This window comes from Nostoc sp. T09, assembly GCF_002154695.1.
GTDB lineage: Bacteria > Cyanobacteriota > Cyanobacteriia > Cyanobacteriales > Nostocaceae > Aulosira.
The window spans coordinates 862-19,724 of sequence record NZ_MTAV01000244.1 but is presented as its reverse complement, the minus strand read 5'-3'; the positions used below and the strand labels follow the sequence as shown (position 1 = coordinate 19,724).

Annotated in this window: 12 protein-coding genes; 6 read left to right on the top strand and 6 right to left on the bottom strand. The window is 40.4% G+C overall.

Annotation, left to right across the window (positions count from 1 at the left end; genetic code table 11):
* Window positions 1–21: 21 nt before the first annotated feature.
* The 3 genes from BV372_RS33470 to BV372_RS33460 form a co-directional block, all read right to left on the bottom strand.
* The gene (locus BV372_RS33470; RefSeq protein WP_086691621.1) at window positions 22–1,068 is read right to left on the bottom strand and encodes a TauD/TfdA family dioxygenase; all 1,047 of its coding nucleotides are present in this window, start codon (window positions 1,066–1,068) and stop codon (window positions 22–24) included.
* Between the two features lie 127 nt (window positions 1,069–1,195).
* Window positions 1,196–1,777 (bottom strand): GNAT family N-acetyltransferase, encoded by a 582-nt coding sequence (locus tag BV372_RS33465; protein WP_086691619.1) that lies wholly within the window; start codon window positions 1,775–1,777, stop codon window positions 1,196–1,198.
* A gap of 59 nt (window positions 1,778–1,836) precedes the next feature.
* A complete protein-coding gene (locus BV372_RS33460; RefSeq protein ID WP_086691617.1) occupies window positions 1,837–5,310 on the bottom strand; it encodes a condensation domain-containing protein in 3,474 nt (1,157 codons plus the stop codon).
* A gap of 561 nt (window positions 5,311–5,871) precedes the next feature.
* Between BV372_RS33460 and BV372_RS33450 the strand changes: the two genes are divergently transcribed.
* From BV372_RS33450 to BV372_RS33430, 6 genes are all read left to right on the top strand, one after another.
* Window positions 5,872–8,889, top strand: a complete 3,018-nt coding sequence (locus BV372_RS33450) for a TonB-dependent siderophore receptor (protein WP_143845476.1) — start codon at window positions 5,872–5,874, stop codon at window positions 8,887–8,889.
* A gap of 301 nt (window positions 8,890–9,190) precedes the next feature.
* Window positions 9,191–10,327: a PepSY domain-containing protein gene (locus BV372_RS33445; RefSeq protein ID WP_306299030.1), complete on the top strand. Its 1,137-nt coding sequence runs from the start codon at window positions 9,191–9,193 to the stop codon at window positions 10,325–10,327.
* 159 nt (window positions 10,328–10,486) lie between these two features.
* Window positions 10,487–11,770: an MFS transporter gene (locus tag BV372_RS33440; protein WP_256973610.1), complete on the top strand. Its 1,284-nt coding sequence runs from the start codon at window positions 10,487–10,489 to the stop codon at window positions 11,768–11,770.
* A gap of 132 nt (window positions 11,771–11,902) precedes the next feature.
* Window positions 11,903–14,014, top strand: a complete 2,112-nt coding sequence (locus BV372_RS33435) for an acylase (protein WP_086691609.1) — start codon at window positions 11,903–11,905, stop codon at window positions 14,012–14,014.
* A 522-nt stretch (window positions 14,015–14,536) separates the two neighbouring features.
* Window positions 14,537–14,692 carry a hypothetical protein gene (locus BV372_RS36945; RefSeq protein WP_179198326.1) on the top strand — a complete coding sequence of 52 codons (156 nt, stop codon included), beginning with the start codon at window positions 14,537–14,539 and terminating at the stop codon, window positions 14,690–14,692.
* 136 nt (window positions 14,693–14,828) lie between these two features.
* On the top strand, window positions 14,829–15,347 hold the full coding sequence (locus BV372_RS33430) for a hypothetical protein (protein ID WP_256973608.1): 519 nt from the start codon (window positions 14,829–14,831) through the stop codon (window positions 15,345–15,347).
* Window positions 15,348–15,386: 39 nt separating this feature from the next.
* Here BV372_RS33430 and BV372_RS33425 read toward each other — a convergent pair whose 3' ends face one another.
* The 3 genes from BV372_RS33425 to BV372_RS33415 all read right to left on the bottom strand — a co-directional run.
* Window positions 15,387–15,941, bottom strand: coding sequence for a hypothetical protein (locus BV372_RS33425; RefSeq protein WP_218776808.1), 555 nt, complete (start codon window positions 15,939–15,941; stop codon window positions 15,387–15,389).
* Window positions 15,942–16,607: 666 nt separating this feature from the next.
* On the bottom strand, window positions 16,608–16,916 hold the full coding sequence (locus BV372_RS35715) for a hypothetical protein (RefSeq protein ID WP_143845472.1): 309 nt from the start codon (window positions 16,914–16,916) through the stop codon (window positions 16,608–16,610).
* Between the two features lie 44 nt (window positions 16,917–16,960).
* Window positions 16,961–18,863 (bottom strand): CHAT domain-containing tetratricopeptide repeat protein (locus BV372_RS33415; protein WP_256973606.1); only part of this gene is annotated, 1,903 nt, incomplete at its 5' end.

Genomic DNA, 18,863 nt, shown 5'->3' with positions numbered 1-18,863 from the left:
TCTAATTCTCCGTACTTGGCACTAAATATTTTGATTACTGAATTGTTCTGCCATTCCTACTACGACTTTTCGCTGTCCTAGAAATGGCTGTCTTCCGTGTGCTGTGAGCATATTGTCCAGCATTAAAATATCTCCTGCTTGCCAAGGAAATATCACGGTTTCTTGTTGGTAAACGGCGCGAATTTCTTCTAGTACGGTAGGTTCAATTGGTGAACCATCTCCGTAATAAGTATTATGTGGCAGGTCTTGTTCTGAAAACTCTGCTAACAATGCTTCGCGGATGTTTGCTTCTAAGGTTGAGACATGAAAGAAGGCTACGTGATTAAACCACACTAATTCACCAGTCTTGGGATGTATAGCAACAGCCTGTCGTACTTGGCGGGTTCTCAGACGGTTCCCTTCTTTCCACTCGAACTCTATGCCATTACTACGGCAAAATATTTCTACTTCGGCTGGATTGGTAGTTTGAAAAACTGTTTGCCAAGGTAAACCAAAACCATCCCCAAAGTTACGGACATACATCACTCCTTTTTCGATGAAGCGATCGCGGATTTTTGGGTTAATCTGTTTAAATAATTTGCGCGTATCTGCAATGGGTGTTTCTCCACCTTGCTGCGCTGGTGTAACACAGTAAAAGAAAATTTTTAACGGCCAAGAGGCTGCGTAGGAATTTTCACTATGGAGAAAAATTGTTTGGTTAGCTGGATAGTCTGTTGATGTATATATTTTACCTTGAATTGCGCTCCGAGGTGAAGAGCGATCGCGATATTCTAGCAACTCTCCAGAAACTGTCTGGATAAATTGTTCAAATTCATGCACACTTTCAATCTCAAAATTGCGAAACAGGATACCTCCATGCTGCAACAGATTGTTGGCAACTAACTCCTGATTACTTGCTGACCATTTGACTAAATTAATACCTTCTATAGTCGGCTGTAACAGCAAAGGCAAAGAATTATCAGGCAACAAAGGCGTTATTTTTATTAATTCTACTTGTGAGAGATTAACACCTTGCCGTCTTTTAGCTTTTATTGGGTTAAAACTAGTTTGTGATGATGTTGATTGCATTATTTATCTCTGGCAACTCTAAAATTTCAATGAATATTAGAAATAATATTATTTCTCTAAATTATTGCTCATTAAATCTAAATTTAATCAGTTACAAACCTAGCACAAATTTAATTTAATTAACTATCTACGCAGCAATATTTTTTTCAATATTGAAGCAATCTTTATCGATAACGTAGATAACAATATCTTGATTATTGTACTCAGAAATCAATCTTGTATACAGTTTTAAGCCTATTTTTTCCATTACTCGAATAGAAGCCGAATTAGCCGCTAAAGCAACAGCTAAAACACGCTGCGTTCCTAACTCGGAGAAACCTTTAGTAATAAGTGCTTTAGATACCTCCGTTGCATAACCTTTTCCCCAAGCATCTTTTCGCAATCGATATCCTAGCTCAATATCACTAGAATTCGCTAATTTCGGATTGAAGTAAGATGCGTGTATTATAGGTCTAAATAGAAACCAGCCGATGAATGCTTGAGTAGACTTTTCAATCACTGCCCAGCATCCGTAACTATTATATTTTTCATAGTATGAAAAATATGATGGCAGAATTTGAGTTTTAATAACTTTGTAATTAGTAGGCTGACCTGCATTCGTTGTAAAACGGACTACTTCAGGATCGCTGTCTAATTCAAATAAGTTATCAGCATCTTCTTCTGTAAATTGGCGCAGAATTAAGCGCTCCGTCTCTAAGAAGGTCTTCATTTGATCTTCCCATTTATTTTGTAACTTTGATCGCTATTTTTTCTAAAATTTATTAATTTTTATATTCCATTAATTGTCTTTCGTTTGGCAAATTTCAGCTTTTGCATAGAAGCCTGTTCAAGTTCTTTTTCTTTAATTATTTGTTTTTCTTTATCGGTTTGTGAGAGGATTTCTTCTAATACGCCAACTCTCATTTCCGGCTGTTCAACAACACAACCTAAAAGTATTTCAAAATGATTGATAATTCGTGCAATAGTTGTGGTGTTAAACAAGTCTGTTTTATATTCCAAGGAACCTTGAAAGCCTTCTGAACTTTCCCAAATACTAAACTTCAAATCGAACTTAGATGTGCCACTATCAACTTCTTGGGGGTGCAAAGTCAGTTCTGGAAGTTCTATAGCTGGTATCGGAGCATTTTGGAGGATGAACATGACTTGGAACAGTGGGTTGTAGCTTAAGTTTCTCTCTGGCTGCAATTCTTCTACTAGCTTTTCAAAAGGTACATCTGGATGAGCAAAAGCTTTTAAAGCCACTTGGCGCACCCGTGCTAATAACTCTCGAAAACTAGGATTACCACTAAGGTCAGTACGTAAAACCAGAGTATTGATAAAAAATCCAATAAGGTCTTGAGTTTCGGTTCTAGTACGACCAATAATAGGCGAACCCACCAGAATATCTTGTTGCTTTGTATAGCAGTAAAGTAGCGATTTGAATACTGCTATGAGGGTCATAAACTGAGTAGCACCTTCTCGTTGGTTAAATTCGTTGACTGCTGCACTCAGTTTTTTAGGAAAAGTAAAGAATTGCTTTTTGCCAGTAAAGGTTTGTATGGCTGGTCGTGGACGGTCAGTGGGAAGTTGTAATACGGATATGTTGCCACTTAACTGCTGCTTCCAGTAATTAAGTTGGTTATGAAAAACTTGACCTTGCAGCCATTGTCTCTGCCAATAGGCAAAATCTGCGTATTGAATGGCAAGTTCAGGAAGTGGGGAGGGCAAACCTTTAGAAAAAGCTTCGTAAATCTCTGCCAGTTCTCGGAGCAAAATGCCAATAGACCAACCATCAGAAATGATGTGGTGCATACAGAGAATCAATATATGCTCCTGCTGTGCCAAACGCAATAGTTGCGATCGCAGCAATGGTGCTTGTGTTAAATTGAAGGGTTGCTGGGCTAAGTCAGTGGCAAAGCGCAATGCCATTTCTCGATTTGCTTCTGGTAATTCTACAACTGACAGTGGCAACTTCAAATTGGGTTCAATTACTTGGACTGGCCGCCCTTCCATAGATAGAAAGCTTGTCCGTAAAGCTTCATGACGCTGCACAACTTCGTTCAGGCTTTGTTCTAGGATGGCTACATCTAACTTGCCAGTTAAATTTACCGCGATAGGTACGTTGTAGAATGGGTTCCCAGGCTCTAATTGATCTAAGAACCACAACCTTTCTTGTGCCAAACACAAGGGTAATTGTGCTTCACGAGGAATTGGCTTCAGTTCCAATTGTTTTGGAGTGCTATTTTCTGCCTGTGCCAGAATTTGCTGGGTTAGGGAATCAATACTGGCATCTTGTAAAAGGTCATTGATAGATACACTCACCCCAAAATTTACCTCAATCGTATTTTTGAGGTCAAAAGCAATCAAGGAATCTATTCCCAAAGTTGTTAGAGGCTGTTGGGTTTGTAATTTCTGAACTGGGATTTTTAACGCTTTAGCAATCAATTCTTGCAGGTATGAGGTCAGAGAAGTATGATCTTGCGCTAGGGTTGTGGTGTCTAAATCCTCGCCACTATCTAGAATACTCTTACTAACTACTTGTAAACCATCTGTAAGGAACTCTGCTTTACAAGCGTGGCGTTGAATCTTACCACTGGAAGTCTTGGGAATAGTACCACCTTTGATTAAAATAACTGCGTAAACTTGTATCTCATGTTCTTGAGCTACAGCCTGACGAATCGCAGTAGTAACTTCCTCAGGATTTGGTTTGGCGCGAAACTCCAACTCTTGCACCACTACTAACTTTTCTTCATTGTCCACTTCTACTGCAAAAGCGGCACTACTACCAATACGTAATGAGGGATGACTGCGTTCTGCTGTCAGTTCTATATCTTGTGGGTAAAGGTTGCGTCCTCTAATAATAATTAAATCTTTAGCTCGACCAGTAATAAAGAGTTCGCCATTGTGCAAAAAGCCCAAGTCTCCAGTTCGTAAAAATGGCCCTTCTTTTGTATCTTGCAGGTAAGCGTGAAAGGTTTGCTCTGTTTCCTCTGGACGGTTCCAGTAACCATGACCAATACTAGGGCCAGTCACCCAAATTTCTCCAACTTCATCGCGATCGCAACAGGTTAAGGTTTCTGGATTAGCAATGACAATCTGCTGTTGTGGTACAACTCGACCACAACCAACTAATGTAATTGAGTTATCTTCGTTAGCAACCGCATCAATTACATGATTGCGCTCTAAAACGCTTTTTTGTATAGATAGACTAGTTACTAACGCAGACTTGATGCTACCAGACACCATTAAAGTGGCCTCTGCCATGCCGTAACAAGGATAAAAAGCTTCTGGACGAAACCCGCATTCAGCAAACGTGTGAGCAAATTTCTCTAAAGTCTTCTGGCGAATTGGTTCTGCCCCATTAAAAGCCACACTCCAACTGCTTAAATCTAGAGTAGAGCGTTGTTCAGGGGTAATTTTTTCAATACAAAGCTCATAAGCGAAGTTGGGAGCGCCACTGGTAGTTCCTTTATAACGAGAAATAGTTTCTAACCAACGGTAAGGACGTTGGAGAAAAGCAGCTGGCGGCATCATAATACAAGGAAAACCGCCATACAAAGGTTGCAGTACGCCGCCAATCAGCCCCATATCATGATAGACGGGCAGCCAAGTTACAAATTTACTACTAGAGGAATGTTCCATATACTGGCGCGTCACCTCAGCATTGTGTAGCAAGTTGCCATGAGTAAGCATGACACCTTTGGGTGTGCCAGTAGAACCAGAAGTGTATTGCAAAAACGCCAGAGTATCTGTATTGATAAAAGGCTCTTGCCAAGCTTCTTCTATATCTGGTGTGAGGTTGTTGGTAGTTAGCCAGTGAATATTATCTATATCAAATTTCTCGGCCAGCAAAGACTTCAATTGAGCCAGCATTGCTTTTGTTGTCAGGATTACTGCTGTTTGTGCATCTTGTAAAATTGCCGAGATTCTGGGGGTGTTGCGCCCATTGCGTGGCGGATATGCTGGGACTGCTACCACCCCGGCATATAGACACCCAAAGAAGGCTGGTAAGTAATCGATCCCTGGTGGATAAAGTAGTAACGCACGCTCTCCAGTTAAACCTAAAATTTGGAGTTGGGATGCGATCGCTCTACTTTGCCGATCTAATTCTTGATAGGTAAGACTCGCTGCTTGCGCTTCTCCATCGTGCAGAAAAGTAAAAGCCTCAGCGTTTGCTTGCTCTACAGACCTGTAACGCAGTAGCTCCACCACTGTCGAACACTTACAGACCATTTCTTGTAAATCATTGGCATATTGAGTCATTGCACTGTCAAAATCCTGATGCACAAATAATCCTGGGTTTCCAAGCCGTAGCGACCTTTTCCAAAAGCATGACAGAGGTTAACGGCGTTCCATCGACGTACCGTTCATTTTAATAGTCTCATCATTATTGCTATTTATTTTCAATTACTTGTAATAGACTAAAACAACTTACGCAAGATAGCAAGCAAATATTAGTCAATAAGGATTATCAACTTTTCGTCTAAAATTAATTTTCTATAAAAACTATCTGGAGATAGTTGACAAAAACTCAAATCAGGTAATTCTGACTTTAAGGTTACTATACCGATCCACTAAAAAAGCTGAATAATAATGACTTTTCGCCCAGAGCTAGTAAGATTAATAAATTCAGAAGTTTTGATAAATGCTTGCTCACACATAGGCTTTATGATAATGTCTGCTAATAGTACAGGAGCTAAATGCAAATTATTTCCAGATAGCTCTTGAGAGTTTTTATAGATATTGTCAAGCATTATTGATAAATAATGGCGTCATTAATGTTCAGACGTGACGTTTTAAATTGGTGTGAGGATGAGTATCAAAATGCAACTAGAGCCTTTACTTAAAAGCCTGTTAATTACAGGTTCAGTTCAAGGAGTAACAAGAATGAAGCCTGGGTTAATGGGTGAGATCCGTTCGGTGGGATTAGCATTAGCGGTAATTAGCAGCTTGTTGCAACCAGCTCATGCAGGAACACAGACAGCCGAACCATCTGCTATTGAGAGCCAGAAATCTCACTCTACCAGTGCAGCACAATTACTTGTGCAAAACAGTGATAGTTTGGTTACTAAAGTTACGGGTGTAAAAGTAAATTCTACAGATAAAGGCATCGAAGTTATTTTAGAAAGTGCCAATGCAGAAGCACTCAAACCAGTCAATAATAATCAAGGCAACAGTTTCATAGCAGATATACCCAATGCAGTGTTAGCACTGCCCAATGGTGGTAACTTTACCCAAAATAATCCGGCACCAGGCATTGTATCTGTCAGCGTTACTCAAGCTAACACCAATACTCTCAGAGTAACTGTCATAGGTGAGGGAGGTTTACCCAACACAGAGTTATTTGATGGTGATGAAGGTTTGATTTTTGCAGTGACACCGATTATCTCTGCATCTCAACCACAGCAGCCAACACAAACCGAATCAACATCTCAAACTGTCGCAGAAGTTACAGGAGTCCAACTTAATTCTACCAATAATGGTTTAGAGATCATTTTGGCCACTCCAGATGGCGAAAAATTACAAGTGTTGCCAAAGAGTGAAGGCAACACATATATCGTCGACATTACCTCGGCTCAACTGCGCTTACCCAGTGGCAATACATTCCGCCAAGAGAAACCCATTGCTGGAGTTAGTGAAGTCTCAGTGACTAACTCTGATGCCAATACTATCAGAGTCGCTGTAACAGGAGTAGACAGTATTCCGAAAATAGAGCTATTTGATAGTGACCAAGGTTTGATTTTTGGTGTAGCTTCAGTTGCATCTTCTACCCAAGCAGACGCGCAACCCCAAACACCAACAGAACCAACCCAGCCAGAACAGCCAACCACCTCTGACGAGCCAATTGAGTTAACAGTCACAGGTGAGCGAGACGGATATCGCGTACAAGAGTCATCCACTGCAACAAAAATAGATGCGCCGCTACGAGATATTCCCGCATCTGTTCAAGTGATACCAAAAGAAGTTATAGAAGACCGTCAAGTAGTACGTTTGAATGAGTTAGCTAATAACGTCAGTGGCGTACAACAGCAATCAGGTTATGGCGGAGTGTCTTCTCAAGGTTACTTTATTCGTGGCTTTGGTACAGGTTTTGACTCTCTCCGCAACGGTTTTAAAGATTTTGGCTTTCTTAGTCCTCGTGATGTCGCTAATATTGAGCGAGTTGAGTTTCTTAAAGGCCCGGCATCAGTACTTTATGGAAGTTCTAGTAATCCTGGTGGTGTCGTCAATACAATAACAAAGAGGCCTCTAGCAGACCCTTTTTACAGGGTAGGTATGGCAATTGGAAGTTATGACTTTTATCGCCCAACAATTGATTTGACTGGGCCTTTAACAGACGATAAATCAGTACTGTATCGGCTAAATGTCGCCTACGAAAACTCTGGGAGCTTCCGTGATTTTGTGGAAAACGAAAGCTTCTTTATATCTCCAGTAGTCTCCGTGAATATTGGCCCACGAACCAATATGACATTTGAGTACGAATATCAAAAGTTTGACTACACATTTGAAAGAGGGTTTCCACCTGGAAGGGAATTTTTTGATCTCCCCATCAGCCGTTTTCTAGGAGAACCTGGCTTAAATGATGCTGATTTTAAGACCAACTCATTTACTTTCAAATTAGAGCACGAATTTAATAATGACTGGAAGTTGCGACAAGGTTTTAATGTCATCAGTACCAATGGAAGTACTCTATCAGCACCCCCTGCTAATTACTCTGAGCCTTTTTTGTTAGAAGACGGTCGAACACTTCCACGAACAGCAGAAAGATCGGATGAAGAGCAAGAAAACATTTCTCTGCAAACCGAAATTAGCGGTAAGTTTAATACAGGTTCTATTCGGCATAATATTTTGTTCGGTGTAGAATTAGCAAACTACAGATTTGCTTACGAATTTTTCACCGCTCCCATTGCTGGAATAGATATCTTTAATCCGGTATATGGCGCTCAACCAGGAACTTTTGAACCCTTTTTTGCTGGTGAATATGGTGGGAGAAATATAGCACTATATTTCCAGAATCTTGTAGAACTAACACCTAATTTAAAGTTATTAGCTGGTGGTCGCTTTGATTGGGTAGATTCTTTCAACAGAGACCCAGTAACTAATACGTCGCTTAATGACGTCTCAGATTCAAACTTTTCGCCACGAGTCGGTATTGTTTATCAACCCACTAGCTCAACTTCACTCTATGCAAGTTGGACAAATTATTTTAACCCTCAAATTTTTGGACGCAGCCGTACAGGTGAGGCGTTTAAGCCAGAAACTGGAGAACAATTTGAGGTTGGCATCAAACAGGAATTCTTTAACAATCGGCTCTCAGCGACTTTAGCATATTTCGACATCAGCAAAAATAATGTGCTAACTACTGACCCAGAAGATTTTAACTTCAGTGTTCAGACTGGTGAACAAAAAAGCCGTGGTGTGGAATTAGATATCACAGGTGAAATTTTACCAGGATGGAAAATTATTGCTACTTATGCTTATACCGATGCTTTTGTTAGCGAAGACAATAATGAAGCATTAGTTAATAACAGGTTACAATCTGTGCCATACAACAGCGCTAGTTTATGGACAACCTATGAGTTTCAGCAGGGGAATTTGCAAGGTTTAGGATTGGGACTCGGACTTGTCTATGTTGATGAAAGAGAAGCGACTCTCCCAAATACTATCAAAATCCCTTCTTATGTAAGAACCGATGCCAGTATTTTTTATCGGCAAAATAATTGGCGAGCTGCTGTGAATATCAAGAATCTCTTCGATACTAAATATTTTGAGTCTCAAAGTTTTTTTGTCACTCCAGGTGCGCCGCTTACTATCCTAGGGACTGTTTCTTTTGAATTTTGATATAGGCAATAGACTATATTCTCTTTTTAAGAGGATATTGCCTACATTTAAAAAGCCACATTGATGAATTAAGGGATGATATTTGTAGGGTAGGCATCTTACCTACAAAAATTTACAAGGAGCAAGATGCACATCCCACAAAACTATCAAAATCATACCGCAAATATGTAATTCTAAAAAAGCCATATTCTCAAGGGATGGAGTTAATAAATAATCAAAGCTTTTTGTAATGAAAAAGAGATGAATAAAGAGTAAGAGGGCAGTTTAAAACTATAGTTCTTAATTAACCAAGAGGCAACCTATGATGAAATCGCACAAATTACGTGATACAGCCTTCATACTGCATCGCTATATTGGTTTAGGAGTAGGACTATTAATAGCTCTTGTCTGTTTAACAGGTAGCCTTTTGGTTTTTAAGACTGAGATCGGACAGTCTCTAATTATTCAGCAGATTGGGACTATAGTTCCCCAAGAACAAATGGTTTCTATTGATGCAGTTCTAGAAACAGGCAAATCTGCGATCGCTAATCGTCCCGATCTCAAATTATACGGTATCAACTTGCCTGCTACTCCTTCTTTACCTTACGAAGTTGAACTTTTTGATGCAAACAATTTATTAATTCAGATATTAATTCATCCCTACACTGGTGCAGTAATGGGTTGGAATGAAGCTGATTATAGTTTTGAAAGGGTTGCTCTCAGAATCCACTATGGTCTTTTACTAGGTAGAAATGGCGAAATTATTGTTGGCATCACAGGGCTATTGTTGTTCATTCTGTGCGTCACAGGATTAATATTATGGCCTGGTTGGCGTAAGCTAATCGCTGGATTTAAAATTAAGTGGAATGCCCATCCCAAACGAATCAACTTTGATATTCATAAAGTGGCAGGAATGGTGACCGCAATCTTTCTTGCCTTCACTGCTTTTACGGGTTTCTGCTGGAATTTTTCTGATTGGTCATATCCTATTATTTACACGCTTACTTTTACTCCCCAACCACCAGCAGTGGCTTCCAAGCCTATTCCTAATCAAGCACCTTTAAAGCTATCTCAGCTAATGGAAATTTCTCAGAAAGTTATTCCTGATGCAACATCAATCTCGATAACAATTCCCGACAAACCTGAAGACGCAGTTTATGTCCATAAACGTCTACCTCAAGAAGCTCTAAGTGCTGGCGAAAGTGGAGTTTATTTGGATCAATATAGCAGCGAAGTATTGCGTGTAGTTGATAGTCGGAAGCTACCATTGGGAGAAAGTGTACTTGGTGCTTTTGAGCATTTACACTATGGAATATTTTGGGGCATTTCAAGTCGTATTCTCTACATTTTTGTTGGTCTTGCTCCTACTATCCTTTGTATTACTGGTTTTGTTATGTATTGGTATCGTTATCGTAAAATTAGACAAAAAGATATGATGCCTGATTCAGATTTAAACTAGAGCTATCTAATTAATACAAAGACATTGTAAAATTTGGAAAAATCACCAGTCTCTTAACTTTACTTTTGATTTAAAATTCGATATTTCTACAACTTACTATCCATATGCAGTTAAGTGAACCAAACAGTATAAATTGGTTACAACAGTATGTATAAATTTATGATCATCTGCGTTGGTCAGATGATTTCTCTAATTGGCAGTAGTATGACTGCCTTTGCTTTTTCTATATGGGTGTGGGAACTAACACATCAAGCGACAGCATTAGCTTTGTTTCATTTCTTTGCACAAATACCACAAATTTTGATTAGTCCTATCGCTGGTGTAGCTGTAGATAGAATTAACCGCAAGTTTCTGATGATAGCCGGGGATACAGTAGGCGGTATAGTGACTTTTACTGTTTTATTACTTTATTTATCTAATAATCTGCAATTATGGCATCTGTATATAGCTTTTGCTGTCAAACGCACTTTTGAACAATTCCAAGAACTTGCCTACTCTGCATCAATATCTACAATGCTACCCAAACATCAATACACCAGGGCTAGTAGCTTAAGTTTCTTGGCTGGTAATGGTGCAATGATTATTGCCCCTGCACTAGCTGGTGTCCTTTACGGAGTAGTTGGACTTGGTGGTATTTTGAGTATTGATATTGCTTCTTTTTTATTTGCGATCGCCACAGTTTTAAGAATACATATTCCACAACCAGCGATCGCACAATCAAATGAAAAAGAGCCTACACATATTATCCAGGATATTAGTTTTGGTTTTAAATATATCATCTCGCGTCCTAGTTTGCTGGCTTTACTAATATTGACTGCAATATTTTGGTTTATCCATGATATCGGCGATTCTATTTACAAACCTATGATTCTAGAACGCTCTGGTAATGATGTTAGTGTTTTAGGTAGTTTATTTGCAGCAGTTGGAGTTGGAGGTGTGTTGGGTGTTTTGCTAATTAATATATGGGGTAGCTACAAAAGTCGGATTAAGGGGGTACTATTCGGTATGGTAGGTACCGCATTGGGCAGAATCATACTTGGTCTGGGGCGTACACCTGTTATTTGGATTCCTGCCCAATTATGCTCATCCTTTAATTATCCCTTGCTTGGTAGTTACAGTGATGCTATCTGGTTAGCTAAAGTGCAACCGCAATTGCAAGGACGTGTTTTTGCTACCCAGGCAATGATGCTTTTACTTACGTCGGCAGTAGCTAACTTAGTTGGGGGAGCGCTCGCAGATTATGTTTTCGAGCCTGCTATGATGCCAGGGGGTCATTTTGCACCCTTGTTTGGCAGTATATTTGGCACTGAAAAGGGTGCAGGTATGGCACTCATGTATGTAATATCTTCACTAAGCTTGTTGCTAGTAGGTATAAGCGGCTATGCAATTCGTATACTACGTGAAATAGAAACTATCTTACCTGACCATGATAATGTTACTTGAATCATAAAAATAATGGTTGATTTGTGCAGTAATATAATACCCCTCTTCTGTCACTTTCCGGAGTTTTTCAAGGTTACTAAGCTTAATGCCCCTCTGTCTCCCAATCCCCAATTGATCATGTTAAATATTAGGATGTATTTGTGGCCAATTGACCTGCAAACACTAAAAAGAAAATCATCGAGATTTTTAGCTTTTATCCTCAGTGCCATTTTGGTTGTAGTTTTGGCAAATAACAGTTTTGCGGCTGCACCTATAACTACAGAAATATTATGGGATACCTACGGCATACCGCATATATACGGTAAAGATCCTCAAGGCGCTTTCCAGTCCTTTGGTTGGGCACAGATGCAAAGTCACGCTAACTTGCTGTTGCGTCTTTATGGTCAAGCTAGGGGAAAAGCCGCCGAATATTGGGGAGAAGAGTATTTAGAATCTGATAAATGGGTACTGACGATGGGAGTGCCCAATCGGGCTAATTCTTGGTATCAGGCACAAAATCCAGATTTTCGTAGTTATATAGATGCCTTTGCTACTGGGATAAATACTTATGCCAAAGCACATCCTGATTTGATTGATGATGAAGTAAAAATAGTATTACCTGTCAAGCCTGAGGATGTGTTGGCGCACTTGCAAAGAGTGTTGTATTTTACGTTTATCGTCAATCCAGGACAGGTAGCAGATGCTACTCAAAGTCAACCGAAAGCAGGTTCTAATGGTTGGGCGATCGCACCCAAACATTCTGCTAGTGGTAAAGCGATGTTGCTAGCAAACCCCCACTTGTTATGGTCGGATTTATTTACCTGGTACGAAGCACAAGTTACGGCTCCAAGGATAAATGCTTATGGAGCAACCTTAGTAGGAATTCCAGTTTTAGCGATCGCCTTTAACGATCATTTGGGTTGGACTCATACCGTCAATACTCATGATGGTTGGGATATTTATCAGTTGAAGTTAGCTGATGGTGGTTATGTTTTGGATGGTAAAGTCCTTCCTTTTACAACAGAAAAGTTGTTGTTAAACGTCAAACAAAAAAATGGCTCGTTAGTTGAACAACCATTAGTAATCAAAAGTTCCGTACACGGTGCAGTAGTTCAAGAAAAAAATGGAGTCGCTGTGGCGCTGCGGGTTGTTGGTGCAGACCGTCCTGGTGTGTTGCAACAATGGTGGGATATGGCTCGTTCGCAAAACTTCAGCCAATTTCAAAAGGTGTTGCAACGCTTGCAACTGCCAATGTTTACCGTCATGTATGCAGACCGAGAAGGGCACATCATGCACCTATTCAACGGTCTAGTGCCGATTCGTCAACAAGGAGACTTTCAATATTGGCAAAGCTTAATTCCTGGTGACACATCCAAAACTTTGTGGACAAAAATGCACCCATACCAGGATTTACCGCGTGTGATTGACCCGCCTAGCGGTTGGTTGCAAAATGCCAATGACCCACCTTGGACAACTACTTTTCCATCTGTCATCAAAGCTGATGATTACCCTGCTTATATGGCTCCACGAGGAGAAATGTCTTTCCGATCCCAAAGTTCTGCAAGGATGCTAGCTGAAGATGCCAAAATTTCTTTTGCGGAAATGATTCAGTACAAACATTCCACGAAAATGGAACTTGCAGAACGCATCCTTGATGACTTAATTCCCGCTGCTCAAAAATATGGGGATGAATTAACTCGTCGTGCTGCTGATATTTTGGCTGCTTGGGATCGCAATGCTGATGCTGATAGTCGCGGTGCGGTCTTGTTTGCCTTTTGGTGTCAAGAAATCGATGACAGCCAAATTTTTAGTATTCCTTGGAATGAGAACTCCCCACGCACTACACCCGATGGTTTAAAAGATCCAGCAAGTGCAGCAAAAGCGCTGCAAATAGCGGCGGCAAAAGTCGAAAAAGCTTATGGAAAGCTAGATGTTCCTTGGGGTGAAGTTTTTCGAGTGCGTAGCGGAAACTTAGATTTACTTGCCAATGGTGGTGAAGGGGATAAAGGAATATTCCGCGTCTTGAATTTTGCTCCTTCTAGCAATGAACGCTTTCAAGCTGTTGCTGGGGATAGTTATGTTGCGGCCATTGAGTTTTCTCAGCCAGTCAGAGCAATGGCTTTGCTCAGCTACGGTAACGCTTCTCAACCTGGTTCGCCCCACATTACCGACCAACTGCCATTGTTTAGTCGCAAGCAACTGCGTCCTGTTTGGCGAACTCGTCCAGAGATATTAGCACATTTGGAGGAACGCAAAACTTTTTGACCATGCCCAAAGGGCAGTGAACAGGGAACAGCAAGAAAAACCTGCTCGGATATTAGACTGAAGTTCTGTGACTGTAACCATAAGTTGTGCGCAGTAGTGTAACTTAAAGGATAAAGTGGCCGTAGAACATGTGACTTAAAGGAAAAGTTTGCCGTAATGGCAAGCTTTTCCTTTAATTTGGCTTCGGCAACTTTATATTTGAAACAGCAGACTGGGACTTTAAAAGATAAAAACGACAACAGGTCGTATACAGTGCCGTTATTTTAAGCATATTTATTTACAAAGTGTTCAGGACAAACGGCAAGCTTTCACCATAATTTTGCCTTTAGTTCAAAAGCATAGTTTAAATAGAGCTACACACGGATGTCTGCACAGCAGTTTGCTATCGCCGATGCTTGGAATTGCCAATAGTTATAAGAGTGCGATCGTTTCAGTAGCGAAGTAATTAAATGGTAATATTGCCGAAAATTCAAAACTCAAATAAAAGCTTACCAAAAGTCCATTCTAGTAGGCGAGATTAATATGCTTAACACCCTTGAGTTTGAAGAGTGGTGTTGCCGCTTAAAGTTACCAGAGGTGGCAAGACAAGTCATCTCTCAAATCCGTTTCACAGAACCAGTAAGACAAGTAAAAACCCTTGACGGTAACGTTAGTGGCAATTACAATTCCTGGTGTTAAGACTGATTGAGAAGCTATTATCCTGAGAGTCATGAAAATTCATCGACTTCGGTTTAGTTTTATCCCTATTTGTTTAATATTGATATGCATTATAGTTTATGCAGCTTTTCAATTCCCAGGCAATAAGCGGACTAAATTGTGTCACAGTAGTAAAACTCTTACACAAATCGCAGTTAAAAATTACGATAATTCTGGAGTTAAGTTCCGTGATGGAACGTATATCATCAAAGTTTCTCTTAGTGGCAAAAAAGAACTAAAAGTAATTATTTTTCCAAAAGCACTTTCTTCCCAAACTTGGTCAAAAGTGCCTCAGTCATCGATTCAATATATTGGCAAAGGTGGCGATGATAGTTGGCAGGAATGGTTACATCCCGACTATTTTTATTTGCTCACAGTTCCTCCACAAGCAACAGGTTTAGCTTTTGGAAGACTCTGTTATCGCAATGGCGATGTTGATGTTGAGTCTATCAAAAAGCTGAAACAAATTTCTTCAGGAAAGATAATCATCAATGATAAAATTTATGTTTTACATTCATCCCCACTACCAACAATTAATCCATATAGTGTCATTGTCAATACGGGTAGTAATTATCGGGATACTCTCGGTACTCAAACAGAGGTATATTTCACAACAGACAAACTCAAGCTTGAATGAAGTTTCTAGCAATTAACCTTAGAAGAGCGATCGCTAAAATTAGAAATTTTGTAGGTTGAGAAATTTCCGAATGCAATCAGCAGCAGCTATTTTTTCTTGCTTATCTGGAGTTTCCATCCAATTCAACGAAATGGGTGGACTCTTTTCCAAGATTAACTCAATTTTCCAGGTATTACCTCTGCCGTAGAATGCTTTAATTTGAATATCTGTAATTTCCTCAATAGGGCACTGAATTACAATAGGCTCAAAAGTGTTTCTAAGTGCCTCATGTTTGAGTATCATCATTCCTGCCACTTTATCAAAAGTACAGGTTGTTCCCCGTAGTGCATAAAGCATAGCAAAAGACATAATTGTCAATGGAACTGCGATGATTATCAACCCGCAAATAGAAACAATAACCAAAAAGAAAATCGACATAAATGTCAATTTTTCTTGCTTGAATTTTTGCTGTAGATTTAAATATTGCTCATTTGAATTGTGAATGAAGTGATTGATTTTAGCAGCGTGATTTTTTTGCTCTTTTTCATTATTAAACTCATGTTGAGTTAAACGAATAGAACCCCATTTATTATTAAGTGAAACATAATAATACAAATAGGATCTTTCCTTAGGTTGAAATTTTTTTCTACCAAAAAATGTTCTACTGATAACAGTAGCACTCTGCAAATCATTAACGGGAATATTAATTACCTGTTGTCCTATGTGCCGCGATCACACAAGCTGACACATATTTTGTGATGATTGAGTACGAGTGCATGTTAGAGTTGCCATGAGTTCTTCTGTCAAGAAATTCCATGCAAGTGATGGAATTACCATAGTCAAAGGTGATGCAATAATAGCAAAAAAAGCTGTGACGCCTAATGTGTAAAGGCAACCTACACGCCAATATTTAAGTACCGAGCGATCATAGAGGACGAGTCTACTTGCTGTGTATTCAATAACATTCATCTTTATTCATGTTGAATTGTAAATAGCAAGAGTAATCAGTAAATGCAGATATCACCATCTACACCTCTGCTTGTCTTAAAGTACCCAGTTAGCACCAAAACATATTCAAAAAATACAAAAGTCCTTTACGTCCTCTCTAGAATTTCTTTATTCAAGCTTCTTCCTCATAGGGCTTACACTTTGCTATCCCATTTTGGATTTTGCTTGGTTGGTGCAATTTGGGGAGTGAAGTCATCAGCGTTAGCAAAGCTTCTCCGAAGGAGGCTGGCCACAAAAATAAAGGGCGATCGCTCCACACAATGTATGTATTAACTAAGCCAGGCGCGCTCGCACAGATCGAACCATCTCCTCTGGCTCCATGTCGTATTTTGTGGCTACGCTGCCAAAATGAGGCAACCGATGCATTAATATCACAAGCCGATGCAATGGCATAACAGACCAATGCAATTCAATTGCAGGGCGATGCGTTAATATAACAAGCCGACGCAATGGCATAACAGACCAATGCAATTCAATTGCAGACCGATGCATTAATATCACAAGCCGATGCAATGGCATAACAGACCGATGCATTAATATCACAAGCCGATGCGTAGACGCGGAGCGGCTTGTCGTTGACATCGCTAAAAACTTCTCCCTCTGATCGCTTCTGCCCTCCGCCTTCTTTACCGCCATTCCCCCTGCACAGTGAAACCTGCCCAGTAATAAGGACTATGCCAATCTGAGCTTTCCCATAACTTCCTTTGGGCTGCACGCAATGCCTCAGCAGGGGTTTTACCTTGCTGCAACATCTGTTTGTAAAATTCCTGCATCAGTACCGATGTGCCTTCATCGTTAACTTGCCACAGGGAAACTGCAACCCGCGCGGCACCTGCATACATCAACCCGCGTGTTAAGCCAACTAAACCCTCACCGTTGATGTTTTTACCAAGTCCAGTTTCGCAGGCACTCAAGACGATTAACTCTGCTGGGTAATCTTGGTTAAACAAATCTCCCAAGCGCAAGTAGCCACTGATGGGGTTGCCTTTTTTATCAACTAATGACAGTACAATCCCGGATAACTCCGGTTGGTCTTGATTGACAAAGCCGTGAGTGGCAAAATGCAGAATACGGAATTGAGTTAGGGCGCGGCTGGTTGCCCAGTTGTAGTTAGCATCAAAATTTAAGGCTTCCAGGCTTTTTGTTGAAGGTATTAGCTTTAAAATTTCTTTTGCTTCTATTGCTGTGTTTTTTAGCCTGTCCCAACCATCGCGTTTGAGGCTTCTAGCGGAACGATTGAGAGCAGAGCGCTCAAGTTCGAGGTTGGGGGCGATTTGGGAATTTGCTGGTCTACCTGTCACTCGTGAGTCGGTAGCACTGTATACCGGGTCAGCGAGAATAGCCAAAGCTTTGGGTGCGGGTTGGCGCTTAGTGAGTTGTTGGCGTTGGAAAGCGATGGTTGAAGCTGAGGGTAAATTGACAATTTCATGGTTTATTAACAGTGGTTGGTATTTATTTGCGGTTAAGTCAGCCAAAGCCGCAAAAGGAATGGTTTGCAGCCCACCATCAGCAACAATTACCAAACGCTTTAGAGCTAGTTTGTCAGCGACGGGTGCGAGGATAAGTTTACTAAGTTGTTTGGCGTTTTTAATGCTTAAATCACTGATTGTTTCTTGCTGTAAACTTGTATGGAATTTCTCAGCAGCTTTTTTTATCTCCTCGCCTCCTGCAAGTGTGTAAGTTTGCATGGATGTGGGAGTTACAGCCCACAAATAGCTGCGTTCTTTACCCAAAGAATATTGCAATAACAGAGTGTCTTTATCGAGTTGTTGTTGGATTTGCGGTAATTTGAGAATGTCGTTTTCGGGATCGGGATTTGTCAATGTCGCATATTGCGGGTTAGTAGTACGGATTTTTGCTTGTACTTCCTGGTATTGGCTAAGAAGATTGCTGATTTCAGTTGTTAGTTTTTGGATGGTTGCTTTGGTGGTGGGGTCGTTTTTATTTGATGAAGTTTGTAAATCTCGTCGTAGCGTATCTCTAGCATCAATTTGCTGTAGTAAGCTGCGTTCCTGTTTTATGAGTTCTGGGTTTGCGCCTTTGAGAATTTTGGCATTTGCTTCGTTTAATAACTCTATGAGAGTTCTGGCGCGGGAGCGTTCGCTGATGTGCAGGGCTAATGCATCATATGCTTTTGATGGGTCTTTTTTGTGCAGTTCCATCAGCAAGTCAATATAGAATTTGTAATAACCTTGAACTGTGGCAAAGTAAGAAGTGCGAAGTTCTTGGCTGTCAATTTTGGTGCGTAATTCTTCGATAATTTTAATAGCTGCTTCTATATTGGTGCGGGCTGCTTGCAAGTTACCGCGACTCCGTTCTAGGCTGGCGATATGACCAAGGGTAGTAGCTTCCCCACTCCTGTTGCCCACCGCGCGATACAGTGGTAGTGCAGTATTATAATATTCCAAGGCTTTGGGCTTTTCCCCTAAAGCAGAGTAAACTGCGCCAAAACTAACCAGAGTAGTAGCTTCCCCACTCCTGTTACCTATTGCACGATACAGCGGTAGTGCAGTATTGTAATATTCCAAG